The sequence below is a fragment of the Sporosarcina sp. Y1009 genome (genome assembly GCF_057669865.1).
Window position 1 is genome coordinate 197,714 of sequence record NZ_JBYHFO010000004.1, and the last position, 24,618, is coordinate 222,331.

Here is a 24,618-nt window from a genome sequence, read left to right on the forward strand (position 1 = left end):
CGTCGTTAGTTTGTACGAAGAACTCCATATCTATTCTCTTTGCAATTTTTTAGGGATATCATCCTTGTATTTTTTAAAAAACCAAAAACCAACTGTAAAATAAGTATACCTATCGTATTTTTTTATTGCATTTCTTCCCTTGATTTGTTAAAATTACTGATGTTATGGAAGAGGCTTCGATTTATTGAAAAAAGCTTTTGCCCTACCTGAAATTGGAGGTGAATGATTTGCCAAACATTAAATCAGCAATTAAAAGCGTTAAACAAAACGCTAGTAAAAACGAAAGTAATTCACACGCTAAAGCAACAATGCGTACTGCTATTCGTAAAGCTGAAACAGCGATTGAAAACAAAGATGAAAACACTACTGAAGCTGTACGACATGCAATTAAACTAATGGACACTGCTGCACGTAAAGGCCTTATCCATAAAAATAATGCATCACGCCAAAAAGCGCGTCTAACAAAGAATGCAGCACTATAATTCTTCAATGACAAAGAGGCTAGGATAACTAGCTGATAAGCGTATAAAAAGGGAACGGTCATCATTATTTGATGGCCGTTCCCTCTTTTTATTTAAAAACAAATTCATGATTACGAACGTAATGGATCCATTAAAAATAACTCTAGTACACGTTCACGCTTACCGCTCGTCGACTTCAATTTATAATCAATCGTTGAGAGGTCTTGCAAAATTGATAATAAACGATTTTCATTCGGTAAATTTCGATTCTCCATCATCAGTTTAACTCGATACGGATGAACTTGTAATGTTTTCGCAATTTGTTGTTGCTGATAACCTTTTTTCCGAAGGAACTGTACATGTATCATCAAGCGAATATGGCCAGCGATTAGCGAGGTTAACATAATTGGCTCTTCACCACTTTGGAGTAAGTCATGATAAATCAAGATTGTTTTCGCAACATTTCCTGACACATATGAATCTGTTAGCCTAAAAACATCCATTTCGGGGGATCGTGGGACGTGTAAATCAATTAGCTTATCCGTTATCTCCCCTTGGCCGCCCATATAGGTAGCAATCTTGCCAATCTCGGCTGATAGTATCAATAGACTATCTCCAGTCATATCTACGAGTCCCTGTGCGGTTTCTGGTGTAATATTTACACCATGCACCTTCGCTTCATGTTGAACCCAAGTGAGTAAATCTCTTCCTTGAAGCCGGTTGGCCTCAATTACAGTTGCGGTTTTCCTCATTTTTTTCGTTATTTTTTTTCGACCGTCTAAATTTTCATATGGCGCTATAAAAACGACAGTTGCAGTTGGAGATGGATTATCGAGCCAATCTTCCAATCGTTGTAAATTATGCTCAACAGCATTTCTCTTTTTATCTTTGCCACTTAGAAATGATGCATTACTTGCAATGATTAATTTATAATCTTGTAAAAATGGCAATGTATCCGCCTCTTCAATAACTGTCTCAACATCTGTTTCTTCAAGATCAATCCGAATCACCGAATCTTCATCAATGTTCGGGAGTGCCTTTATTAATCGATCAATTGTTGAATCGAAAATATGTTGTTCCACGCCCATTAGCAGATAGACCGGATCAATTTTTCCGGAAGCAATATTTTTCCATGTTGCATTTGACATACCTTCACCTCTAATAACTATCTAACATTAGTATACAATAAGAACCTAATCCTGTTTGAACAATTTGTGTCATTTCTTTATGATTGTTGAATAAATGATGATTAACATAGATTTTTACGCGTGAATCAATTATACTATAAATGATATATAGGAGGTGTAGCAATGAATGAATTTGAACATGATGTACAGTCAAAAGGAAATGATTTTGTAGATTCGGCCGTGGGCTTTGTCGTAGCATTTGTAGCTTTCTCTGCTATTTTTGTTATTGCTACAGTTATTGACTTTATAGCTAGTTAATATTTCCAAAAGAGAAACGGACATGCAGTTCCATTATGGAACTACTTGTCCGTTTTTTATTGGCTAGATACGCTGACCTCATACTGCCCTTCTTTTACTGACACGACAATTGACCCGTTTTTTGCTGTCTCCACAATAGGAACTCCATATTTCGAGAACGTTTCTATGACTTCAGTATGAGGATGGCCGTACATATTATTACGTCCTGATGAAATTATGGCTAACTCTGGACGAAGAAAATTAATAAACTGTTCCGAGCTAGATGACTTACTCCCATGATGGCCAACTTTTAATAGTAAACTGCTACTAGCAAACGTTTTATGTCTTCTTATAAACAGTTCTTCTGATTCAATTTCCATATCTCCTGTAAATAAAAATGTCGGTCCTTCAGTTCTCATGTGTAAAACCAGTGAACTATTATTTCCTTCATAATTTCCCACGGTTGGGTTTAGGTATTCAAATACTATTTCTTCCTCGAACCAAGAAATAGTATCATACACTTCAATGAAAGGGATGTTCTTAAAGTGCGCAATATCATTTAAATCTTCCATTTCAAGTTCAGCTTGACTACCTGGTGAAATATGGATCTCTCCCACTCGAATTTCTTCCAATATTTCATCAGCACCTTCTATATGATCTGCATCTGCATGCGACAAAATTAATTTATCAATTTCCGTAATTCCTCTGCCCTTTAGATAAGGAAGGACAATTTGTCGACCAACTTCAAAAGGTTTGCTTGGGCTTTTCCAATTTTCCTCTCCGAATCTTACTGACCCACCTGTATCGATTAAGTAGACAGCTCTTCTAAACGGAAACTCAATAACAATGCTATCGCCTTGACCAACGTCCAGATAGGTTACACGTAGCGTACTATCTAAATACGGTTGTAGATGGATAATGATGGCTGGTACAAGGACATATAACAATGATTGTAAAAGTTTTTTCCCTTCCTCATAGCGAACTAAAAATAACAACACACCCACCACCGAAAATACAGTTTCCACTGCCCCTGGCTTTCCGGGTGTCCATAATTGATATGGAAGAGAAGCTACCCAATCCGTGCCGATGTGTATGATTTCCCTAAAAGGAAGATAACAAGTAAATATTAAATCAGCAATTGGAGGAAAAACTGCTGTCAAACCTAGTAAGATAATATTCATCGGTAAGATGATAAATGAATATAGGGGAACATAAAAAAGATTAACAATAAATGACGATAACGATAATTCATGAAAATGGAATAACAAAATCGGATAGAGTGATAACTGGCTAATCAATGTGATTAAAAATGACACACCTAACGCTGATTTCATTTTCGCTAATATTTTTGATGATAAGATTAATGAAAATGCTGCTAAATAAGATAATTGAAAGCCTGGTTGAAAAAGGACAAAAGGTTCATATAAAATATAAATAATCGCACTTATAGACAGCGCATTATCCAGTCCTATTTTAAGTCGTCCAAAAGAAATGGCTAATATAAATACCGTAACAGACACAGCGCGCCAAACAGAAGGTGCCCCTCCAGCAAGAACAGCATAAAGCGGTAGTAAAAAAATAAGTAATAAATGTAATGATTCTCGTCGAACTTTTAAACGTAATAGCAGTTCCCGCAACATGAATGTTAATAATCCAACATGAAGACCAGATATCGCGAATAAGTGTGTTATTCCAAGGCGCCGCAAAATAGTAGCTTCATCTTCACTCATCCCACTACGGTCTCCAATTAGAAGTGCTTCTGCTTCCGTTATAAGCGGCTGAGGAAAAGTTTTTTGTATGTGCTCTTTAATCGCTTGCCGATGCGCTGCAAGGCGAGAGAACAATGTATTTTTCTCAACTACATCTATAATCGTATTCGATTCAAATATCGCAGTCGCTCCGTACATTTTTAAATATTTTTTCATACTAAACGAATAGGCATGCGAGGGAATTTCGGGTTGTTTAAATTCACCAACCATCGTAAAACTGATTGACTTTAAATTTTGCTTTTTAAAATTGCTTTTTTCATCTTCTGTCTCAAAACGATAGATTGCATAAATTGAGTCCCCAGAAGTGGTTTTGGCAATTCCTTTGATGGATCCCCCGTCGATCTTTGCTGAATCGGACCACGAAAACGTTAACGTATCGACTCCAGTTTCAATAGTTTTAGGGAGTGTAGCTGAAATGTAAAAAAAAGAGGAAAAAGTTGTGATAATTGCAAGGAAAGGAGTAAGGAGGTCTTCTTTTCTTCGAATAAAAATGGGGAGTAACAAAATATTTACGAGTAATAGATATACCGAGCCGTATGCAGCAAAAGCTGCTACGGCAATTGGTATGGCAATATAAATAAAACGAATTCGATTGATTAATTTCCGAATAATTCATCCACCCTTTTTTCTAAAGGGCTCAATTCTTTATCTGTGGCACCTAATTCATGTAATGACTTTAACATATCGTTTATTAATGCCAGCTTAGCATCCCCGGAGAAGTCAATTTTCGTTTCATCAAAGGGAATATGCTTAACCGCAACGCCAGATTGCTCAAATAATTTTATCGCATACTCATGATTTCGATAATCTGTGGCATAATAAACATTTTTCACACCTGCTTGGATAATTGCTTTCGAACATTGCAAACAAGGGAAATGCGTCACATACAATGATGAATCTGCGGCAGGTGTTCCGTACTTTGAACATTGAAGTAATGCATTCATTTCCGCATGTATTGTTCGGATACAGTGATTGTCTACAACATAACAGCCATGATCAATACAATGATCACCACCAGAAATCGAACCATTATACCCTCCTGCAATAATTCTGTTTTCTCTTACAACAATTGCACCAACTGCAAGTCTAGTACATGTACTTCTCACTGCCAAAAGATGACATTGCGCCATAAAAAACTGATCCCATGTAATTCGCTCCATATGAATGCCTCCGAAAATAGAATTAGTAATTTTAATTAACTGTTATTTTATGCTCGAATTTCTCAAAAGTTTTTCTGCCAATTCCCGAAACGTCCATTATCGATTCTATTGAAGTGAAAAGCCCATGTTCTTCTCGGTGTTGAATAATTGCAGCAGCCTTTGCTGGACCGATTCCATTGATCGTCATTAATAAACTCTCATCTGCAATATTAATATTCACTAGCGTATCCACTTCTGAACTTTGTGGTGAAACAATAGCCATTACACTCTCTGAAAGTACTTCACCTTCAACAGGTACATAGATAAGTAGTTCATCGGTTAGTTTCATCGCATGGTTTAATAAACGCGAGTCAGCGTCCGGTAAATAACCACCAGCCGCGTTGACTGCATCAATTACTCGATTGCCGACTTCCATCGTATAAACGCCTGGGTGACGAACTGCACCTTTAACGTCTACCACAATAACTACAGGTGTTTGTATATCTGGTTCGTTAATTTCTGAAGTTTTTTCGATTTCTTCTTGAAATAAAGGGTTTTGTTCGCTTAAGACAAGTTGTCCATTGTCAGCTTGCCCACGGGGAATGAGCAAAAAAGCGGCTATAACAGCGATTGCTGCAAAAGGGAATAGAAACTTACGCCAATTGTCGGATACAAATGATAGAAGCAGTATTTACACCCTTTCTAGGACAGTATCCATATGGAGGTATTTCTACTATATACGAAATTCCTTTATTTTAAAAGCATTATTTACGTACTTGAAAGAATATTCTTTCACTGTCGAAATTTGGGGGTAAGTCTTCCCAATCAGAAAAAATTCGCTCTATTGAAAAACCAACTTCACTAAGCATATCCACATACTCTAATACGGAAAAGGTTCGTTGGTAATGAACTTCATCAAATCTTTTATAGTAACCGTTTTCCATTCGAACAAAAAACGCAAGTTCCGAAAAAACGGAATGCGGTTCTTGTCCCTCTACTGTGTTCCAAATATATGAAATTCGGCCATTATCAAAAACAAAAGGACTTTCCAGGAAAATCACATCTGTTTTAAATAATGAGTGAACGTCAAATAACAACACTCCGCCAACAGCTAATGACTGATAGATATTGCGGAATGTTTGTATGACTTCTGCTTCGTCAATTACATAATTTAGCGAATCAATAGCAATTACTGCAATGTCAAAATTCGAAAAACCAATTAATTTTTGCATTGGCTGTTCAAAAAACGGAATGGACATATTCAAAGACTGCGCTCTTGCTTTTGCTACGCTTAACATGTCTGGGGATAGATCTATACCCGTTACTTGACCATTTAACTTTGCAAGCTTAACGGATAATATTCCAGTTCCACATCCTATGTCTAATATTTTCTTGTCTGCAATTCCATTTGCAGCAAGACTTATTAAATCTACATAAGTATCATATGGAATTTCTGACATAAGTTCGTCGTAAACGGAAGAGAACTCCGAATATGAATGAGTCATCCGATAGGATCCATATCTATCATAGGTGCGTCTCCCCAAAGCTTTTCGAGATTATAATGACTTCGTTCGTCTTTATGGAATACATGTACGACTACATCTCCTAGATCAGCCAATACCCATCTTCCTCCATCAAAGCCTTCCATTCTTCTAATTGGAAAACCCGCTTTTGTTGCCGAATCAATAACTTCTCTAGCAATTGCCTGGACTTGTCTTTCAGAATTAGCATGACAAATAATGAATTGGTCAGCCATTACTGAAACACCCTCCATATTTAATACAATAATATCTTGTGCTTTTTTATCATCTGCAGCGTTATATGCTGTTGTTAATAATGTTGTTGTCATTCTTTCACGATTCCTTTCTTTCTCACGTGCTCATTATAACAGTCAATTGAATCTAAATACACCGGAAATCCTTTACTCACAAGGTACAAAACCGATTGTTGAATACATGCGTGCATCGCATCCTCAAGATTATCTAAAGCTAACCTTCTTAAACGCTCTATGCCTGGAAAATTACGTTCTGGTTCCGTCATATCTGCAATATAGATAATCTTTTCTAAATCGGACATATTTTCGCGACCAGTTGTATGGTATTTTATCGCATGTAATATTTCTGTATCGGTTACATCAAATTCAGTTGAAGCAATTACAGCACCAACAGAAGCATGCCATAATTCATGATGAAATAAAAATAATTGTTCATCCGCATTATTTTCAATCATTTTCAAACGAAGTGATGTTGGATCCATACATTTTGCGATGTCATGTAATAATGCAGCTTGTTCTGCTTTTTCTATGGAAACATTATGAATCGATGCTAAATGCTTTGCTGTTTCCGTCACTCTTAAAACATGATGATAACGTTCAGTTGACAATCTTTTAGATAGTTCACTTTTTAAACGAGGAAGATCCATACAAACCCTCCTGCCTTATAAATGATTCAACTATTGTAGGCGTAAGGAACTTAATCGTTCCGCCTTCCGCTAATCTAGTTCGAATGAGCGTTGAAGATAAATCAATTTCAGGAATAGACATATACTGCACCGGATACGACGTTTCTCCGTGTCCGCCCAGGCGGTTAACACCTATAAAAGTAACCATCTGAACCAGTTCATCAATTCTATGCCAAGTCGGGAGTAAATCAACCATATCTGATCCAATGATAAAATAAAATTCAGCATTTGGTTCATTTTTCTTTAATGCAGAAATTGTATCAAATGAATAAGAAATTCCACCTTTATTAACTTCAAGCGCAGAGGCCGTAAATCCCTCAACGTCCTCTATAGCCAGTTCTACCATTTTCAGACGTTGTCTAGCAGACACTTCTTTGTCTGCGGTTTTATGGGGCGGTGAGGCTGTAGGGATGAAGCGGACTTCATCTAAACTGAGTGCATGCATTATTTCATTTGCAATAATGAGATGACCCATATGCGGAGGATTAAATGTTCCTCCTAAAATCCCAATTCGTTTCAAGTAGAATCCCTCCTTATGGAAGTTCGATTCTTTTTTTCTCGATTGATTCTTTGTATAGGACGATAATATTACCAATAACTTGAACAACATGTATTCCATCTTGTTCTGATAGTCTTTGTGCAATATCCTTTTTGTCTTCGCCACAGTTTTGTAGAATATTTACCTTGATTAATTCTTTCGCTTCTAACGCTTCATCTATTTGCTCAATTACAGATTGGGTTAAGCCATTTTTCCCAATTTGGAAAAGTGGTTGTAATTGATTTGCCTGACTGCGTAAATATCTTTTTTGTTTACCTGTTAACATAAGTACCTCCAAGTGTTTCTGTAATTTTCCGTATCATATCTTCTGTATTAGGACGTGTATTTGTCCATTTCTCAAATGCAATTGCGCCTTGATGAACAAACATTCCTGTACCATTTAATAAAAGTGCCCCTCTTTTTTCAGCTTCTATTAGAAACTCAGTTTTCAGTGGATTATAAATGATATCTGCTACCACGGTCCCTGCAGCAAGCTTTTCTGGTTTTAAAGGAAGCCCAGTTTTTGCGAAATTCATGCCAACAGAAGTTGTTTGAATAACTAGTTGAAATGTGTTTATTGTTTGTTCTGCTTCTGTGATGGAAACAGCCTTCGCATTCGGTATTTCATCACATAGTTTTCGAGCTTTTTCAATCGTGCGATTTGTAAATGTGATGGGACCGTATCCCGCATGGTCAAGCGCGTAGCTAATTCCCCTTGCAGCACCACCAGCACCGATGATAAGCACTTTTTCCCCTTTAGACTGCACACCGTATAGTTCTTCAAGCGAACGAACAAATCCCTGTCCATCCGTATTCGAACCCCGGAGTGTTCCATCTGAGAGGACTTCAACCGTATTAACTGCGTTCATTTGCTTAGCAAATGGGTCGATTTCATCTAAGTGTTCGATAATTGTACTTTTATGTGGAACTGTAACATTCCAACCACTGCACCCAAGGCTTTTCAATTGTTTTACTACCGCTCCGAGGTTTTCTTCTTTTACATGTATTGGAATGTAAGTTGCATCGATCTCCATCATTTCAAACCATTCATCATGCATCTTTGGAGACATTGATTGGCTGATAGGATCACCAATAACAGCATACCATTTCTTCATGAATTTCCCTCCTTAAATTAGGGATGGTCTGAGAACGACATCTACACCTTTAGGAACATAAATTGCAATTACGCTAGGTTTTTGAAGTGTAATCCAGCCGAGCCCTGAAATCACAATATCTGTTTTCGGGTTTTTAATTGAAAATTCGTGTCTAACAAAATTCGGAAAGTTTTCCAGAGACTTTTCTGATGGTGGTGAAAGCATTGCACCTATATGTTTTTCATATAACGAATCAGCATTTTCTAATTTCGTTCGATGAATTTCAATCCGATTCGAAACGTAAATCATAAAAGAGGATCTTTCTCCCGAGATGAAATCAAAGCGGGCTAAACCGCCTAAAAATAATGTCTGTTCTGGATTAAGTTGAAATACCTTTGGTTTCAGCTCTTTTTTAGGCGTTATCGTTTTTAAATCAGTTTCGTCTAGGTAATGTGCAATTTGATGATCATTAATTACACCAGGTGTATCATAAATAGCTTTGCCATCATCGAATGGGATTTCAACAAGGTCTAATGTTGTACCTGGAAAATGAGAAGTCGTAATCACATCACCAATACCCGTTTCCCCTTTTATAATTCGGTTTATAAATGTTGATTTTCCAGTATTTGTACAGCCTACAACGTAAACATCTTTTCCATGACGAATGGAGTCAATTTTAGTCAGCGCTTCTTCCATACCTTGTCCATTAAAAGCGGAAACAAGCAACACGTCAACTGGTTTTAAGCCAAGTTGGGCAGCTTCTTTTTTCATCCAATTAATTACTTTATTTGGATTAATGGACTTTGGTAATAAATCAACTTTGTTACCGATTAGAAGAATATCCTTTTTACCAACAAAACGATGGAGACCAGATATCCAACTTCCGTTAAAATCGAATATGTCAACGATTTTAACAACGATACCATCTTTCTGACCAATTCCATTTAAAATGTTTAAAAAGTCATCACCAGTTAAAGAAACAGGCTGAAGCTCATTATAGTTCCTTAGGCGAAAGCACCGTCTACAAACTAGCTCTTCACTAGATAATGAACTCTCTGGTGCAAACCCTTCTTTTTTGGGGTCTTCTGTTTGAATCGTAATACCGCAACCTATGCATTTGATGTCTTCCACAGTTATTCCTCCCAAGTAATAAGACCACGGCGTTTTAAGCCTGCCATAATTCTTCTTTCAATCATTCGATTGAACTTCGTAAAAAATGCATCTGAAGTTGCAACTGGCACTACAAGTATTGTATGAAGGCCTTTCCGATTTCCACCCAGGATATCTGTTAACAGTTGGTCACCGATCACAACAGTTTCTTCTTTTTTAATACCCATTAGTTTACGGGCTCTCACAAAAGATTTTTGGAGAGGCTTACGCGCATCAAAGACAAAAGGAATGCCGAGTGGGTCAGAAAAAACTTTTACTCTACCTTCATTATTATTGGAAACAATCGTTACTTGTATTCCAACATCACGCATTCCTTTTAGCCAGTCAATAACTTCTGGCGTTGCTTCTGGACGATCCCATTCTACTAGTGTATTGTCCAAGTCCGTGATAATTCCCTTAATTCCTTTTGCTGCTAACGCTTCTGGATTTATTTGAAATACATCTTTCACGAATTCATCAGGTAAAAAACGCATATACAACTCATTCACTCCGATTCCAAACTAGATTATAAAAATTAGTATAGCATATCCATAACATGATTATGAATTTTTCCGGCCTTCAAAAAAGGACATCCCAGAGCGCCTGTCCGACTTAAAAATCAATCATTAGTCACAACACGACTGCATATGCTGTCATACAACGACACAGGAGGTGGCCCGATGAGCGGGTTTGTATTGTCGGTTGTTCAATTGTGGCTCGAGATACCTGCAGTCCTCGGCTATATCCGAGGGCAAGCATTTAAACGCCCCCTATCCAAGGAAGAAGAGGAAGCTTGTTTAAAGAGACTTGCAGAAGGTGACTTTGACGCAAGAGATGAGCTAATTGAACGCAATATGCGGTTAGTGGCGCATATCGTAAAAAAATTCCATCCAAAACACGAACTTCTTGATGATTATATTTCAATTGGCACGATTGGCCTTATGAAAGCAGTAAACACATTTACACCAGATCGCAAAACTAAACTAGCAACGTATGCAGCCCGTTGTATTGAAAACGAAATATTAATGTATCTTCGAACACAAAAAAAAGTACAAAAAGATGTTTCTCTTTTTGAGCCGATTGGAGGCGACAACGATGGTCAGTCCTTACAGATTGCCGACTTACTACAAACCAATGACGAATCCCCAATCGATACCGTCGAGCAGAACGAACGGAAGGATAGACTGTATAAGCATCTAGGGAAACTTGACGGTCGAGAATTAGAAATCATTCAACGACGTTATGGACTTTTGGATGATAAGCCAATGACACAAAAAGCAATTGCTGAACAACTTGATATTTCTAGAAGTTATGTTTCCAGAATTGAAAAGCGAGCAATCGTAAAATTATATCAACTATTTAAACATGAATACAACGAATAAATAAAAAAAGGCGTGACCGTTTGGATGTTTTTTCCTAAACGGAAACGCCTCTTATCACTGATTACTCAGTTCCAATTTCACGTAAAATAACAATAGAAACAGCTACTGCTACCAAGAAAACACCGGTCATCAGAAAAAACATATCTCTTCCCCTCCTCAGGAACTACTCGATGAAGTTTACTAATAGTCATTACCTATATATTACCATGAACACATCAAACTTTCGAGATTACACGCAAAATAATTTGTGTTGAGTGAAGTGCAGCTGTCGATAGAAATTCATCAAAACTAATTGATGATTCCTTACCTGCAATATCAGAGAGTGCACGGATGACAACGAAAGGTGTTTCGAATTGATGACACACTTGCGCAACTGCAGCTGCTTCCATCTCTGCGGCTATCATTGTTGGAAAAAGTTCTTTTACATTCTCCACATGAATTGGATCACTCATGAATGTGTCCCCAGAAGCGATTAATCCGATAGCATGATCATGTTCGCCAATTTCCTCTATTGCGGCTACTGCTAATTCAACTAGATGGGTATCTGCCAAATAAGCTGCTGGTAATTGTGGTACTTGTCCAACTTCATAGCCGAAAGCTGTAACATCAACATCATGATGTCTAACTTCACTTGAAATGACTACCGTACCTACCTCTAAGTTTTCCTCAAAACCACCAGCGGATCCAGAGTTTAAGACAACATCTGGTTTAAATGTTTCCAAGAGAATTGTCGTTGCCATAGCGGCATTTACTTTTCCAATTCCGCTTTTCACTAATATAATCTCATGTTTCCCAATTATCCCCTTAGTATATTCGATATTGGCAATAGTACTCGTCTGTGGAGACACAATAGATTTTCTTAGTAACTCCACTTCTTCTTCCATTGCACCAATAACTGCAATTTTCATCGAAAAAAACCTCCACTATACTTTTACATATAAATTCAATACTTGAAATCGAGTGTGTTTAATACATCCATCTTGACAGGTTTCCAACCTTGTTCATCCACCCATTCTAAATATACACGATATTTCTCTACTTTGTCTTTCGTAGAAACGATGCCAATCGATTTTTGTGGACTACCACCATTTTTGATTTTCCAAATAATCAATGCATCTTCTGGGTGTTCTGTTGCATAAGCAACCGCTGCAATCTTTTCATGCCAATCAACAGATTTTAAGTCGTATAAAGATGTATGTTCCCCAGTTTGCGAAGTCCCAATTGGTTCCCAACCAGTATTAATAATCGTCTCGTCTACGACAGCATCATCTGATGATTCATATTTGACTACACCTGGATTTTTTTCCGTTTCTTCAGGGTCATCTGTTTCATCATTATTTATGGACTCGTTGTCAGTACTCGCTTCATCTTCTACTTCAGCGTCTTCCAGGTCATGATCGCCTGATTCTTCGCTCGTAGAATCTTCATTATTTTCATCATCCGTCGTTTCTATTGGATTCGCTTCAACTTTCTCTTTATCAGATCCATTGATAAAAATGATTGAGGCTGTAACAATGATTGCTAGTACAACGGCGGCAATTAAGATATTTAAAATCTTATCAGATCGATTGCCACCTCTTTTACGATTTAGCCTAGAGTAATTATTATCGGGTTTATTCATAAAGTACCATCTCCCGTTTTATATTTTCCTATTTCTACTCTTTATTAGACGAACATCGAGCCAGTTGGTTTCAGGTTATGAAAAAACCACCTTCATTAAGAAGGCGGTTATCGGATAATCATTTTATCTCTATAATCGAAACCGACATTTCTCCTCCGGGCGTATTAATACTAACGACATCGCCTTTCGATTTGCCCAGTAAACCTTTAGCAATCGGTGAATCATTTGAAATAAGTCCTTCAATCGGGTTCGCTTCTGCTGAACCAACAATCGTATACGTTTCTTCATCTCCGTCTGGAAGTTCTTTAAACGTTACTGTGTTCCCCAAATGAACCTCATCCGTAGTAAATTCTGATTCTTTGATAATGACTGCGTTTCGAATCATTTTTTCTAGCGTAGAGATTCTACCTTCCACAAACGATTGATCTTCTTTCGCAGAATCGTACTCCGAGTTTTCAGACAAATCTCCGAAATCTCGTGCTACCTTAATACGTTCTACAACCTCTTTACGTTTTACCATTTTTAAATATTCAAGCTCTTCTTCCAATTTAAGTTTACCAGCGGTAGTCATCGGAAACTTTTTTTCCGTGATCATTCCCATCACTCCTCAAATGCTATTCATAAAAAATACTATGCCGCTTTATTTGTAAGTATGCGACATAGTGGTTAATCTCTAAGTTTTTCTGTCATCATCATAATATAGATTGGATTAATTTTCAAGAATTGTTTTTATCTTTGTAACCATTAGGTCAATTGCAACTTTGTTGTGTCCACCTTCTGGCACAATAATATCTGCATATTTTTTCGTTGGTTCTATGAATTGATTATGCATCGGACGAACAACAGACAAATACTGATCGACAACAGAATCAACTGTACGTCCACGCTCATTAATATCACGCGTAATTCTTCTTATAATACGCAGGTCAGCATCTGTATCAACATACAACTTAATGTCCATCAAATTTCTGAGTTCAATTTCTTCCAAAACTAATATACCTTCGACAATAATGACGTCTTTTGGTTCTATCATCACCGACTGATCGGATCTTGTATGATTTGTATAATCATAAACAGGCTTTTCAATGCTTTGACGCATCAGAAGCTGTTTTAAATGTGCAATAAGTAAGTCTGTATCGAATGCTAATGGATGATCATAGTTCGTTTTAAGTCGTTCTTCAAACTCAAGATGTGATTGATCTTTATAATAATAATCTTGGCCAATTACAACTACTGAATGTTCTTTAAAAACATCATAAATCGAGTTTGTAACGCTTGTCTTTCCAGAACCAGAACCACCAGCGATTCCGATAACAAGTGGTTTAGTGGATTTCATGTACTTACTCCCTTTACTCGTAAAAATCTTTCGAAAATGAAAGGTTTGTTGAAAACTTGTTATTTTTTAATGGCTATCAATAGACCGTCGCCTAATGGGAGAAGCGATGTTTCAAATTCCGAATGATTCAGAACCCATCGTGTAAATTCTTTCAAATTACGGACCATTGTTCGTTTTCGTCTCGGCAGTTCTTTATCTTCCCGCAAAACCATACCATGCAGGAACATGTTATCGCAATAAATAACCCCTCCGGACGAAACAAATGGAGCATATTTTTCAAAGAAATGTTTATATTGACCTTTTGCTGCATCGATAAAAAGGGCATCGTATGATTTACCGATTAGTTGTTCATTGTCCATTAATAAGGCATCAGCTTCAATGATTTGAATTTGATTTTCCAATCCAGATGCCGAAATATTGTCTATTGCTTTTAAAAAACGTTCGGGATCTCTTTCGATTGTTGTTATCTTTGTTTCGGGCAAGGCTTTAGCCATCCGAATTGCAGAATACCCAATTGCGCTTCCAATTTCAAGAATGTGCTTTGGTTTTTGTATTGATAATAAACCAAGTAAAGTTTCAATTGCACCGCTATCCATGATTGGCACATGGTGCTGCTTGGCATAAGCTTCCATTTCAACGATAAAAGAATCCTTCTCTTTTAGAAGACCGGTAATATATGAATCGTACGTAATGATCTTCTTTCACTCCTGTTCAGTACAAATCAGATTTTAGTCAATATATTTTGCGCGATTTTCGAGATGCTCCTCGTAACTTTTCGCAAAATGATTTTCACCATCTTTATCTGCAAGGAAATATAAGTAATCCGTTTTTTCAGGATCAATTACGGCTTCAATAGAAGACACGCCTGCATTTGCTATTGGTCCAGGTGGTAATCCCCTGTATTTATAAGTGTTATAAGGATCATCGATTTCTAAATCCGCATAAGAAGTAACACTTAAATGCTCACCGTGCGCATAGGCAACTGTTGGATCAGTTTGCAAAGGCATTTCTTCTCGATTCGCTTTCGGCTGGAGACGATTATAAAACACACTCGCAATCGTTGCACGATCAGACTTTTGAGTAGCTTCTTTTTCTAAAAGCGAAGAAAAAGTTAATAGCCAATGAACCGATTTCTCTAGTTCTTCCAAATACGCTAAATAAGGCGTTACATTCGAAACTGTTGCATCAATCATGACATCGACAATCGTTTCAATACTTGGATTTTCTTCGTAAAACGGAAAAGTTGCTGGAAACAAATAACCTTCCAAAGCAAATTTGACGTTTTCATTTTTGATTTCTTCGGTAATAATACCTGGGTACTCTGCTATATATCCATCGATTGTTTCTTCATTATTAATATAAGAATTAAAATCTTCTTCTGTAATTCCAGTTCGTTTTTCAACAATCACGCCAATTTCTTTAAGTGATAACCCCTCAGGAATTGTCATCGTAAATACAGGTTCATGATAAACTTTTCCAGTTTTCAAACTTTCAATCAGCTCATCATGTGTCATAGCTTTTGTTAAATCATATGTACCTGCTTGAAACTGTGATTCGTTATTAAACTTAGCATAATACTTAAACAATCTTGCATCTTTAATAACACCTTCACTTTCAAGTGTAGACGAAATTAAATTTAGTCCAGAACCAATCGGAATTTCAACTGTGATAACTTCTTCAGATTCTGGGTCGAGAGGTTGCAAACCGCTCATTACATATTTATAAACTGAATTTCCAACGAAAAACCCTATTATAAGAATGACTAAAACGATGACGAGAACGATTCGTCTGACCACTTTTACTTCTTTCTTTTTTTCACGCATTCGCTCGAACATTAACTGTGTTTTCGAATCTTTATCCATGCGTTTTTCACCTCTTTCGTTCAAATGCAAATCATACATTTAAACCTTAAAAATACGGAACGGTTTTCACCGTCCCGCTCATTACTTGAGTATTGGCTTACTCCTCTTCGTCTTCCTCTTCTTCAGCAATAAAAGCATTTAATGTTTCTTCAATCATTTCCCATTCGGCATCATCTTCAATCGGAAGTAATTCGCCGTCTTCTTCACCATCTTCTTTTGGTGTAAATGATGATGCATGAATTTCAATTTCTTCAGAATCATCCGTATCGTCATTTCCAAGGATATGATAAAGTACATAAGATTTCCCGTAATCCTTCGATTCAAATGTTAGGATGACTTCGCAAACGTGCTCATCACCGTTTTCGTCTACTATTGTAATTGTCTCTTGTCCGTGTTCCATTTTAAATCACCTCATTTTTTATTATTTAAATCTAAGAAACCTTGTAAGATCATAATAGCAGCTGTTTTATCTATGACTGTTTTTCTTTTCTTTCTGCTGACATCCGCCTCAATTAACATGCGTTCTGCAGCCATTGTCGTTAGTCGTTCGTCCCATAACGTTACAGGTAATCCAAATTTCTTTTCAAGGAGTTCAGCATACTTTTCAGATGCTACTCCTCTAGGACCAATTGTATTGTTCATATTTTTAGGGTAGCCTACTACAAAACTACTTACTTGATACTCTTCAATAAGTTTCTTTATTCGTTTAATCCCAAACTGACCTGCTTTTTCATTGATTGGAATTGTTTCTATCCCTTGGGCGGTCCATCCAAGCGCATCACTGATTGCAACGCCTACTGTTTTGGACCCTACATCTAAGCCCATCACTCTCACTCAATTTTACCCCCGTTTTCACGAATGTAAAACTTCACAAGTTCTTCGATAATTTCATCTCGCTCAAGTTTTCGAATCATGTTTCGCGCATCCTCATGTCGGGGAATATAAGCAGGGTCACCCGACAATAAGTAACCGACTATCTGGTTAATCGGGTTATAGCCTTTTTCGTCAAGTGCTTTGTGTACATGAAGCATCACTTGTGTTACTTCTTGTTCCAATGATTCTTCTGGAAAGTTAAATTTCATCGTTTTATCGTATGAATTCATAACTGACACCCCACTTTCAAATTTGCCTAATAAATACCGAATCATGCAGAGTTCCATTATACCCAATTAGTGATATTAATTAAACAGATTTCACATAATCATACACCGATTTTAATGCATCATCAAGTTTTGTAACATCTTTTGCTCCCGCCATCGCCATATCAGGTCTGCCCCCGCCTTTGCCATCGCATTGCATGGCAACATGATTGACAAGTTTACCTGCATGGAATTCGCCATTTAAATCAGCTGTAATACCCGCAACCAGCATGACCTTTCCATCGACTGCAGTTCCTAATACAATAACACCTTTCGAAACTTTTTGTTTCATCTCGTCCATCAATTGTCTCAAGGCGTTATTATTTTTCACTTCGACACGCGATGATATAACTGTGACTTCACCCACTTGTTGTGCCGTTTCCATTACATCCGTCAATTGACTGTTTGCTAATTTTGATGAAAGTGATTCATTTTCAGCTTGTAAACTTTTGATTTCACCGAGTAGTGTTTCTATTTTCTTCACTAAATTCTTCGGATTTGTCTTTCCAAGTTCTGCTGCCGCTTCCAGAATACCCTCCTCATCTTTAAAAGCCTTATAAGCTTTCGGGCCTGTCAAAGCTTCAATACGACGTGTCCCTGCCCCTATACCGCTTTCTGATACAAGTTTAAATAAACCAATAGCACCAGTTGAATTGACATGACAACCGCCACAGAGCTCAATTGAGTAATCAGCGATCGAAACTACCCGAACAATATCACCATACTTCTCTCCAAAAAGTGCCATTGCACCTTGTTCTTTTGCTTCTGCGATTGGTTTTTGTTTGATATCGACAGGAAGGTCTTCCCAAACCTTATCGTTTACAATTCGCTCTATCTCTTCGAGTTCCTCTTTTGTCACTTGACCAAAATGAGAAAAGTCGAATCGGAGTCGATCAGGACCAACATACGATCCTGCTTGTGCCACATGATCACCTAGCACTTCTTTAAGTGCTTTATGAAGAAGATGTGTTGCAGTATGATTTTTAATGATTAGCCTTCTATTTTCAGCTTTAACGTTTGCCGTAACAGTTGTTCCAATCGACAACTCCCCAGACCGTATCGTTGCGGTATGAAGGTTTTGTCCATTTGGTGCTTTATGAACTTCAGTTATATCTGCGATAAAAGCATCATTTGCAATGGTTCCTTTATCAGCAATTTGACCGCCGCTTTCAGCATAAAATGGCGTCTTTTCTAAAACAAACTGGATTTCCTCACCCTCTGATGCACGGTCTACATGATTGCCATTTTGCAATAAGATGCTCACTTGCGTATCCACAACTAATGTATCATATCCGATAAATTCACTAGGAACATTTATTTTGCCAAGTACTTCTGATTGGACGGACATAGAATCAGTTTCTTGTCTTGCTGCACGTGCACGATTTCTTTGATTTTCCATTTCATCGGAAAATCCTTGACGATCTACTTTGACGCCTGCTTCTTCCGCAAACTCCTCTGTTAATTCGATTGGAAAGCCGAATGTATCATATAATTGGAACGCTTCTTTTCCACCAACCATGAACGTGTTCGTTGATTTTGCTTTTTCAATAACGGATGAAAGAATAGCCATTCCATCTGTTAATGTTTCATGGAATCGAACTTCTTCATTTTTAATAACTTTCATGATGAATTCTTGTTTTCCAGCCACTTCTGGGTAATAGTCTTTCATAATTTCGCCCGTAACTGGTACAAGATTATACATAAATGGTTCATTGATACCTAGTTTCATGGCAAAACGAATTGCCCTTCGAAGTAATCTTCTTAATACATAACCTCTTCCTTCATTTGAAGGTAATGCACCATCACCAATCGAAAAAGATACTGTTCGAATATGATCTGCAATGACTTTGAATGCGATATCTTTTTCTTTGTTGATACTATATTTTTCACCAGAATAATCTTCAACCGTTTTTATGATTGGCATAAACAAATCAGTATCATAATTCGTTGGAACACCTTGAATAATTGAAGCCATTCTTTCGAGGCCTAGTCCTGTATCAATGTTTTTTGTTGGTAGCGGTGTGTACGTATCATCTGGGTTATGATTAAACTCTGAAAAGACAAGATTCCAAATTTCCAGATAGCGTTCATTTTCCCCGCCCGGATAGAGCTCTGGATCTGAAAAGTCATCCCCATAGCTTGGTCCACGGTCATAGAAAATTTCTGAGTTAGGTCCACTTGGCCCTTCTCCAATATCCCAGAAATTCCCTTCGAGTCGAATAATACGTTCTACTGGAATGCCTACTTGCTCTTTCCAAATCTGATAAGCTTCTTCATCTTCAGGATGAACTGTAATTGACAAAAGTTCTGGGTCAAAACCAATCCATTTTTCATCAGTTAAAAATTCCCAAGCAAGTAGAATTGCTTCTTCTTTGAAATAATCACCAATGGAAAAGTTCCCCAACATTTCAAAAAAAGTATGGTGACGCGCAGTAATTCCAACGTTTTCAATATCATTTGTACGAATTGATTTTTGAGCATTTACAATTCGTGGGTTTTCTGGAATAACACGTCCATCAAAGTATTTTTTTAATGTCGCTACACCGCTGTTTATCCACAATAATGATGCATCATCAATTGGGATAAGCGGAGCTGATGGCTCAATGCTATGTCCGTTTTCCTGAAAGAATTTTAAAAAGAGATTTCGAATTTCTGCAGAAGATAATTTTTTCATCTGAAGCCCTCCTATTTTTCATTTACTTAAAAAATTCCAAGACACAAAAAAACTCCGCCCCTAAACAAGGGACGAAGATGTTAGTCTCGCGGTACCACCCTAATTACCTGCTACAATTGCATCAGGCATCTCTGGTTGCCTTAACGCGGCTGACGGCAGTGATAAGCTGCACTCGGGAGTAGCTTTCAGCAAATTGAATTGGGAACCCTTTCAGCCGTGGGGCTCCTTTCTGGACAATTAAACATGCGTACTTTCTCCGTCAATGTGTTAACTATAATGAATTCAGTATAGAAAACTTTAGTAACCATGTCAATGGACATCCTCAAATTGATAAGGAGAAATTCCGCTCATCCCAATCATCGGATCAATCGATACAAAGGTTTCCATAGTTAATTTGTATTCTATTTGTTGTTTCGGTTCAGCGTTACTATCTAAATCTTTTTTCGACTCATCTTTATCAGTGGAATTCTCTAATGCTACTTGTTTGACTTGGTCCTCTTCATCAATATCAGCTTCTCCGCTTAAACGCTCTTTCAGGGAAGTCTGTCTGGCCAATTCATCTGTTCTCGATATGCCTGCCTTAAACTCTTCAGGCTCACCACATAAGATAAGAAACTTCTGTGCACGTGTGATTCCCGTATATAAAAGATTTCGTTTCAACATTTTCCGATGGCTTCTTACGACTGGCATAATCACAATTGGAAATTCACTTCCTTGCGATTTATGAATGGAGCAACAATATGATAATGTGATTTGATTTAAATCACTGCGTTCATATGTAACCTCAATCCCGTCGAATGAGACAACAAGCAATTCTTTTTTATCGATTGTTTCGTTGGCTTTTATAATCGCAATAACTTCGCCCATATCCCCATTAAATACATTGCTCTCCGGTTGATTGACGAGTTGCAAGACTTTATCGCTAATGCGATAGACAACGTCTCCAAAAATTACTTCTTTTCGCTTTGGCCCAGGTGGGTTAACCATTTGTTGAATCATTTTATTAATACTATCGATACCTGCTGGCCCTCTATACATCGGTGCAAGGATTTGAATATCTTTAATCTCATGACCTTTCGAAATCGCATTTCCGACAATTTGTTCTACTGCTTCCAAAACACGATTTCCACTTGCTTTAATAAAAGATCGATCAGATGTTTTTCCAAATATATCATCCGTCCATTCTGAACGTTTAATCATATGGGCCATTTCAATAATTGTAGAACCTGCACTTTGACGATAGATTTCAGTAAGTTCTATGACAGGGATTTCTTTTGAATCAAGCATATCTTTTAACACTTGTCCAGGTCCTACTGAAGGTAATTGATCTTGATCACCCACAAATAACACTTGAACTGTATTGGGCAATGCTTTCATTAATTGATGGGCTAACCAGGTGTCCACCATTGACATTTCATCAATTATTACTAGACTACCCTCAATTTCACGTTCTGTTTCTTCCTCTTTTTCCTGTCCTGTAAAACCTAATAACCGGTGAATGGTCATGGCTGGCAGTCCAGTCGATTCAGACATTCTCTTTGCTGCTCTTCCCGTAGGTGCTGCTAAAATAATCGGAAAGGGTTCTTTTTTCTTCACATACTCTTTTGGATCCAGTGATAAACCGTGAAGTTCTGCATAAACTTCGACAAAACCACGAATGACAGTTGTTTTACCTGTTCCAGGACCTCCAGTTAAAATCATTGCTGGTGAATGTAAGGCAGTTTCAATTGCAGCGACTTGTGTTTTCGCATAGTTCACACTTAGTCGTTCCTCAACTTCTCCTATAGCACGTCGAATTTCGGAAACTGGAAATTGATTATCTAATTCATTTTCAAGCAATAAACGGATTTTAGAAGCAAATCCAATTTCTGAAAAATAGAGAGACGGAATATATAATCTTTGTTTTTCTCCAACCAATTTCCCTTCTTCAATTAACTCGATTATAGAACTCGAAATACTGCTGAATGGAATTTCAATTGGCTGGCTTGATTCGAGCAAGTATTTGACTTGTGGAAGGACAATCTTCCCCTCCATATATACATGCCCTTCTGATTGAATACCTTCGTTCATCGAATGTAAAATTGCTGCTTTTATTCTAAAAGAGTGATCCCCTGTTATTCCTAAATTCTTTCCAAGTTCATCCGCACGTTGAAATCCAACACCTTCGATTTCTTCTGTTAATCGATAGGGATTCTCTTCAAGTATCGAAATTGAATCTTCCCGATAAGTTTGATAAATACGCATCGCAATTTTAGGACCAAATCCCCATTCATTCAATTGAATAATTGTTCGCTCTAATCCCATATTTTGTTCAAGAACACTGATTAATGTCTCTTTTCTTTCGTCAGAAAGTCTTGGCACAGCATCTAAAACAGTTGAATCATCTAATATTTTTTTAATGGCATCTTTTCCAAGTGTAGTTACAATCGCTTCGGCCGTTTTCGTCCCAATTCCAGGAAACAAATCACCTGACAAGTAGTGGATAAGCCCTGTCTCTGTGCCTGGCATTTCTTTGGCAAATGTGTGCACATCGAATTGTGCACCGTATGTTGGATGATTAACCAGTCTGCCTGTAAATTTATAATCGTCATCTGCAGAAAGCTCTGGAAAGTTCCCTTTAACGATTATCTCCTTTTCCTCATAGTTACAATTTGTTTTACTTATTTTCAGCTTTGCAATTGTAAATAGACTGTCAGGATTATGAAATATCGTTACAAGAGGTCTCCCGAGTATAAAAAGTTCTTCGGTCAATCCTTCCATCGCTGTTCGCCTCCTTAACCTTGGTCAAGTTGAATCATATCGTAAATATATCGAGCTTGTTCATATTCTGGATTGATTGTAAATGCATTTTTCAGATGGTGCAAAGCATCATCTTTTCTGTCAGTTGATACGGCATATAAGAAGCCCAAATTATAATGGGCATCAGCATTTTCTGCTTCGTGTTTAATGACAAATAAAAATTGTTCTTCAGCTTGCGTAAACAATTCCATATTTGCCAGAAGGATACCGTAAGCTAGTCTAGCTTCTAAATCTTCCGGATTTAACTCTGTCGCACGCTGTAAATAGGGTAATGCAAGTTTAGGTTGATCTAATCTTTCTAAACTTTTACCAACCATAAAATAAGCGTCTGCTTCATCGACACCTTTTTGAATGGCTTTTTCATACAATTTCAGTGCTTCTTCATATCGCTCAAGATTGAAATATAAGTTGGCTAGCCCATAATAGGCAGTTCCTGCATTTTCATCCAATGTAATGGCTTGTTGGAAAAATGGTTCTGCCTTTTCAGGATCGCCAATTGATGCGAATACATTTCCTAAATTAATATAACCAATTGCTTGCTTTGGTTCTTCTTCTATTGCTTTAACAAATGATTCTACAGCTATTTCATATTTACCTTCTTGGAGTGCTGCTATTCCAGTTTCATTGTAATTCATCGTCGATTCCACCTTACCCAACATAATCAAGTTCAACGCCATTTTTAATCACCGTATCGATCGTTCCGCCTCCGAGACATTCTTCCCCGTCATAAAATACAACAGCTTGGCCAGGCGTAATGGCACGCACTGGTTGTTCGAATGTCACGCGAGCTGTATTGTCATCTAATAATTCAACAGTTACGTTCGTATCAGGTTGGCGATAACGAAATTTAGCCGTACAGCTAAAGTTTTTCGGCATGTCACGTGCAGTTGAAAAACTAATATCAATTGCAGTTAGACTATCAGAATAAAGTGCATCATGATGGAAACCTTGTCCAACTAATAACACATTTCCTTTCAAGTCTTTACCAATGACGAACCAGGGATCTCCCGCGCCGCCAATTCCTAAACCGTGGCGTTGGCCAATTGTATAGTACATAAGCCCATCATGTTGACCCATTGTCTCACCAGTCATCGTTTTCATATGACCTGGTTGAGCGGGTAAGTATTCTCCAAGAAAATCTTTAAAATTTCGTTCTCCAATAAAACAGATTCCAGTAGAATCCTTTTTCTTCGCAGTCGATAAGCCTGCCTCCAGCGCTTTTTCACGTACAATATCTTTATCTAGATGACCAATTGGGAACATTACTTTTTGGAGCATCTCTTGTGTTAACTGATTTAAAAAGTATGATTGATCTTTGTTGGTGTCTTTCCCACGCAGCATAGATACACCGCCCTCAACTTCCACAACTTGTGCATAGTGTCCAGTTGCTAAATAATCCGCACCTAAACTCATTGCATGATCGAGAAACGCTTTGAATTTAATTTCCTTATTGCACATCACGTCTGGGTTTGGTGTTCGTCCTGCTTTGTATTCTTCTAAAAAATACGTAAAGACTTTGTCCCAATATTGTTTTTCAAAGTTTACTGCATAATATGGTATTCCGATGTCATTACAAACACTAATTACATCTTCATAATCTTCTGTTGCAGTACAAAATCCTGTCTCATCTGTATCATCCCAGTTTTTCATGAAAATGCCGATTACGTCATAGCCTTGTTCTTTTAATAGTAAGGCAGCTACAGATGAATCTACGCCACCTGACATACCTACAACGACACGTGTTTCTGAAGGTGCTTTTTTTATAGTCATT

28 protein-coding genes are annotated in these 24,618 nt (G+C 37.5%); 3 read left to right on the plus strand and 25 right to left on the minus strand.

Going from position 1 to position 24,618, the window contains the following annotated elements:
• Positions 1-227: 227 nt before the first annotated feature.
• On the plus strand, positions 228-482 hold the full coding sequence (rpsT, locus tag AC25Y1_RS07045) for a 30S ribosomal protein S20 (protein ID WP_488147251.1): 255 nt from the start codon (positions 228-230) through the stop codon (positions 480-482).
• Positions 483-592: 110 nt separating this feature from the next.
• Here rpsT and holA read toward each other — a convergent pair whose 3' ends face one another.
• Positions 593-1,609: a DNA polymerase III subunit delta gene (holA, locus tag AC25Y1_RS07050; RefSeq protein ID WP_488147252.1), complete on the minus strand. Its 1,017-nt coding sequence runs from the start codon at positions 1,607-1,609 to the stop codon at positions 593-595.
• A gap of 162 nt (positions 1,610-1,771) precedes the next feature.
• Here holA and AC25Y1_RS07055 point away from each other — a divergent pair, with 162 nt between their 5' ends.
• Entirely contained in the window at positions 1,772-1,906 is a 135-nt protein-coding gene (locus AC25Y1_RS07055) for a YqzM family protein (protein WP_488147253.1), read from the plus strand.
• A gap of 56 nt (positions 1,907-1,962) precedes the next feature.
• Here the strand turns inward: AC25Y1_RS07055 and AC25Y1_RS07060 are convergent, their stop codons facing one another.
• The 11 genes from AC25Y1_RS07060 to AC25Y1_RS07110 form a co-directional block, all read right to left on the minus strand.
• Positions 1,963-4,158: a DNA internalization-related competence protein ComEC/Rec2 gene (locus AC25Y1_RS07060; protein WP_488147254.1), complete on the minus strand. Its 2,196-nt coding sequence runs from the start codon at positions 4,156-4,158 to the stop codon at positions 1,963-1,965.
• A gap of 92 nt (positions 4,159-4,250) precedes the next feature.
• Positions 4,251-4,814 carry a ComE operon protein 2 gene (locus AC25Y1_RS07065; RefSeq protein ID WP_488147255.1) on the minus strand — a complete coding sequence of 188 codons (564 nt, stop codon included), beginning with the start codon at positions 4,812-4,814 and terminating at the stop codon, positions 4,251-4,253.
• A 31-nt stretch (positions 4,815-4,845) separates the two neighbouring features.
• Positions 4,846-5,403 carry a helix-hairpin-helix domain-containing protein gene (locus tag AC25Y1_RS07070; RefSeq protein ID WP_488147256.1) on the minus strand — a complete coding sequence of 186 codons (558 nt, stop codon included), beginning with the start codon at positions 5,401-5,403 and terminating at the stop codon, positions 4,846-4,848.
• 154 nt (positions 5,404-5,557) lie between these two features.
• A complete protein-coding gene (locus tag AC25Y1_RS07075; RefSeq protein ID WP_488147257.1) occupies positions 5,558-6,298 on the minus strand; it encodes a class I SAM-dependent DNA methyltransferase in 741 nt (246 codons plus the stop codon).
• Positions 6,295-6,642 (minus strand): ribosome silencing factor, encoded by a 348-nt coding sequence (gene rsfS / locus AC25Y1_RS07080; protein ID WP_488147258.1) that lies wholly within the window; start codon positions 6,640-6,642, stop codon positions 6,295-6,297. Before rsfS ends, AC25Y1_RS07075 begins: the two co-directional genes overlap by 4 nt.
• Positions 6,639-7,214, minus strand: a complete 576-nt coding sequence (yqeK, locus tag AC25Y1_RS07085; RefSeq protein ID WP_488147259.1) for a bis(5'-nucleosyl)-tetraphosphatase (symmetrical) YqeK — start codon at positions 7,212-7,214, stop codon at positions 6,639-6,641. The genes rsfS and yqeK overlap by 4 nt, the downstream gene beginning before the upstream one ends.
• Positions 7,189-7,773, minus strand: a complete 585-nt coding sequence (locus AC25Y1_RS07090; protein ID WP_488147260.1) for a nicotinate-nucleotide adenylyltransferase — start codon at positions 7,771-7,773, stop codon at positions 7,189-7,191. The genes yqeK and AC25Y1_RS07090 overlap by 26 nt, the downstream gene beginning before the upstream one ends.
• Positions 7,774-7,786: 13 nt before the next feature.
• Positions 7,787-8,077 carry a ribosome assembly RNA-binding protein YhbY gene (yhbY, locus tag AC25Y1_RS07095; RefSeq protein WP_488147261.1) on the minus strand — a complete coding sequence of 97 codons (291 nt, stop codon included), beginning with the start codon at positions 8,075-8,077 and terminating at the stop codon, positions 7,787-7,789.
• Entirely contained in the window at positions 8,064-8,906 is an 843-nt protein-coding gene (gene aroE, locus AC25Y1_RS07100; protein WP_488147262.1) for a shikimate dehydrogenase, read from the minus strand. The genes yhbY and aroE overlap by 14 nt, the downstream gene beginning before the upstream one ends.
• Before the next feature lie 12 nt (positions 8,907-8,918).
• Positions 8,919-10,016, minus strand: a complete 1,098-nt coding sequence (gene yqeH, locus AC25Y1_RS07105) for a ribosome biogenesis GTPase YqeH (RefSeq protein ID WP_488147263.1) — start codon at positions 10,014-10,016, stop codon at positions 8,919-8,921.
• Positions 10,017-10,018: 2 nt separating this feature from the next.
• Positions 10,019-10,528: a YqeG family HAD IIIA-type phosphatase gene (locus tag AC25Y1_RS07110; protein WP_488147353.1), complete on the minus strand. Its 510-nt coding sequence runs from the start codon at positions 10,526-10,528 to the stop codon at positions 10,019-10,021.
• A 186-nt stretch (positions 10,529-10,714) separates the two neighbouring features.
• On the opposite strand from AC25Y1_RS07110, the gene sigK reads away from it, so the two are divergent.
• Entirely contained in the window at positions 10,715-11,416 is a 702-nt protein-coding gene (sigK, locus tag AC25Y1_RS07115) for an RNA polymerase sporulation sigma factor SigK (protein ID WP_488147264.1), read from the plus strand.
• A gap of 215 nt (positions 11,417-11,631) precedes the next feature.
• Here sigK and mtnN read toward each other — a convergent pair whose 3' ends face one another.
• From mtnN to mnmA, 13 genes are all read right to left on the minus strand, one after another.
• Entirely contained in the window at positions 11,632-12,324 is a 693-nt protein-coding gene (gene mtnN / locus AC25Y1_RS07120) for a 5'-methylthioadenosine/S-adenosylhomocysteine nucleosidase (RefSeq protein ID WP_488147265.1), read from the minus strand.
• Positions 12,325-12,359: 35 nt separating this feature from the next.
• Positions 12,360-13,037, minus strand: a complete 678-nt coding sequence (locus AC25Y1_RS07125; protein WP_488147266.1) for a YrrS family protein — start codon at positions 13,035-13,037, stop codon at positions 12,360-12,362.
• A 118-nt stretch (positions 13,038-13,155) separates the two neighbouring features.
• On the minus strand, positions 13,156-13,632 hold the full coding sequence (gene greA / locus AC25Y1_RS07130) for a transcription elongation factor GreA (RefSeq protein WP_488147267.1): 477 nt from the start codon (positions 13,630-13,632) through the stop codon (positions 13,156-13,158).
• Positions 13,633-13,746: 114 nt separating this feature from the next.
• Complete coding sequence (gene udk, locus AC25Y1_RS07135) at positions 13,747-14,373, minus strand: uridine kinase (RefSeq protein ID WP_488147268.1); 627 nt, start codon at positions 14,371-14,373, stop codon at positions 13,747-13,749.
• Positions 14,374-14,432: 59 nt separating this feature from the next.
• Positions 14,433-15,005, minus strand: coding sequence for an O-methyltransferase (locus tag AC25Y1_RS07140; RefSeq protein WP_488147269.1), 573 nt, complete (start codon positions 15,003-15,005; stop codon positions 14,433-14,435).
• 96 nt (positions 15,006-15,101) lie between these two features.
• Positions 15,102-16,235 carry an endolytic transglycosylase MltG gene (gene mltG / locus AC25Y1_RS07145; RefSeq protein WP_488147270.1) on the minus strand — a complete coding sequence of 378 codons (1,134 nt, stop codon included), beginning with the start codon at positions 16,233-16,235 and terminating at the stop codon, positions 15,102-15,104.
• A 97-nt stretch (positions 16,236-16,332) separates the two neighbouring features.
• Complete coding sequence (locus tag AC25Y1_RS07150; RefSeq protein ID WP_488147271.1) at positions 16,333-16,635, minus strand: DUF1292 domain-containing protein; 303 nt, start codon at positions 16,633-16,635, stop codon at positions 16,333-16,335.
• An 11-nt stretch (positions 16,636-16,646) separates the two neighbouring features.
• Positions 16,647-17,069, minus strand: a complete 423-nt coding sequence (gene ruvX, locus AC25Y1_RS07155; protein ID WP_488147272.1) for a Holliday junction resolvase RuvX — start codon at positions 17,067-17,069, stop codon at positions 16,647-16,649.
• Positions 17,066-17,338 (minus strand): IreB family regulatory phosphoprotein, encoded by a 273-nt coding sequence (locus AC25Y1_RS07160; RefSeq protein ID WP_488147273.1) that lies wholly within the window; start codon positions 17,336-17,338, stop codon positions 17,066-17,068. The genes ruvX and AC25Y1_RS07160 overlap by 4 nt, the downstream gene beginning before the upstream one ends.
• 79 nt (positions 17,339-17,417) lie before the next feature.
• Complete coding sequence (gene alaS / locus AC25Y1_RS07165) at positions 17,418-20,048, minus strand: alanine--tRNA ligase (protein ID WP_488147274.1); 2,631 nt, start codon at positions 20,046-20,048, stop codon at positions 17,418-17,420.
• Between the two features lie 309 nt (positions 20,049-20,357).
• On the minus strand, positions 20,358-22,808 hold the full coding sequence (recD2, locus tag AC25Y1_RS07170) for an SF1B family DNA helicase RecD2 (RefSeq protein ID WP_488147275.1): 2,451 nt from the start codon (positions 22,806-22,808) through the stop codon (positions 20,358-20,360).
• Positions 22,809-22,822: 14 nt separating this feature from the next.
• Positions 22,823-23,482, minus strand: coding sequence for a tetratricopeptide repeat protein (locus tag AC25Y1_RS07175; RefSeq protein ID WP_488147276.1), 660 nt, complete (start codon positions 23,480-23,482; stop codon positions 22,823-22,825).
• 13 nt (positions 23,483-23,495) lie between these two features.
• Positions 23,496-24,617 (minus strand): tRNA 2-thiouridine(34) synthase MnmA, encoded by a 1,122-nt coding sequence (gene mnmA, locus AC25Y1_RS07180; protein ID WP_488147277.1) that lies wholly within the window; start codon positions 24,615-24,617, stop codon positions 23,496-23,498.
• Position 24,618: the final 1 nt, after the last annotated feature.

Bases quoted from the DNA above. Each gene is read 5' to 3' on its own strand.
- recD2 (WP_488147275.1), bottom strand. From the start codon at position 22,808: ATGGAAGGATTGACCGAAGAACTTTTTATACTCGGGAGACCTCTTGTA.
- AC25Y1_RS07125 (WP_488147266.1), bottom strand. From the start codon at position 13,037: ATGAATAAACCCGATAATAATTACTCTAGGCTAAATCGTAAAAGAGGT.
- aroE (WP_488147262.1), bottom strand. From the start codon at position 8,906: ATGAAGAAATGGTATGCTGTTATTGGTGATCCTATCAGCCAATCAATG.
- yhbY (WP_488147261.1), bottom strand. From the start codon at position 8,077: ATGTTAACAGGTAAACAAAAAAGATATTTACGCAGTCAGGCAAATCAA.
- alaS (WP_488147274.1), bottom strand. From the start codon at position 20,048: ATGAAAAAATTATCTTCTGCAGAAATTCGAAATCTCTTTTTAAAATTC.
- AC25Y1_RS07055 (WP_488147253.1), top strand. From the start codon at position 1,772: ATGAATGAATTTGAACATGATGTACAGTCAAAAGGAAATGATTTTGTA.
- AC25Y1_RS07075 (WP_488147257.1), bottom strand. From the start codon at position 6,298: ATGACTCATTCATATTCGGAGTTCTCTTCCGTTTACGACGAACTTATG.
- mltG (WP_488147270.1), bottom strand. From the start codon at position 16,235: ATGGATAAAGATTCGAAAACACAGTTAATGTTCGAGCGAATGCGTGAA.
- AC25Y1_RS07175 (WP_488147276.1), bottom strand. From the start codon at position 23,482: ATGAATTACAATGAAACTGGAATAGCAGCACTCCAAGAAGGTAAATAT.
- rsfS (WP_488147258.1), bottom strand. From the start codon at position 6,642: ATGACAACAACATTATTAACAACAGCATATAACGCTGCAGATGATAAA.
- AC25Y1_RS07065 (WP_488147255.1), bottom strand. From the start codon at position 4,814: ATGGAGCGAATTACATGGGATCAGTTTTTTATGGCGCAATGTCATCTT.
- yqeK (WP_488147259.1), bottom strand. From the start codon at position 7,214: ATGGATCTTCCTCGTTTAAAAAGTGAACTATCTAAAAGATTGTCAACT.
- AC25Y1_RS07110 (WP_488147353.1), bottom strand. From the start codon at position 10,528: ATGCGTTTTTTACCTGATGAATTCGTGAAAGATGTATTTCAAATAAAT.
- sigK (WP_488147264.1), top strand. From the start codon at position 10,715: ATGAGCGGGTTTGTATTGTCGGTTGTTCAATTGTGGCTCGAGATACCT.
- AC25Y1_RS07140 (WP_488147269.1), bottom strand. From the start codon at position 15,005: ATGGAAGCTTATGCCAAGCAGCACCATGTGCCAATCATGGATAGCGGT.
- udk (WP_488147268.1), bottom strand. From the start codon at position 14,373: ATGAAATCCACTAAACCACTTGTTATCGGAATCGCTGGTGGTTCTGGT.
- holA (WP_488147252.1), bottom strand. From the start codon at position 1,609: ATGTCAAATGCAACATGGAAAAATATTGCTTCCGGAAAAATTGATCCG.
- mtnN (WP_488147265.1), bottom strand. From the start codon at position 12,324: ATGAAAATTGCAGTTATTGGTGCAATGGAAGAAGAAGTGGAGTTACTA.
- greA (WP_488147267.1), bottom strand. From the start codon at position 13,632: ATGATCACGGAAAAAAAGTTTCCGATGACTACCGCTGGTAAACTTAAA.
- AC25Y1_RS07150 (WP_488147271.1), bottom strand. From the start codon at position 16,635: ATGGAACACGGACAAGAGACAATTACAATAGTAGACGAAAACGGTGAT.
- mnmA (WP_488147277.1), bottom strand. From the start codon at position 24,617: ATGACTATAAAAAAAGCACCTTCAGAAACACGTGTCGTTGTAGGTATG.
- AC25Y1_RS07160 (WP_488147273.1), bottom strand. From the start codon at position 17,338: ATGAATTCATACGATAAAACGATGAAATTTAACTTTCCAGAAGAATCA.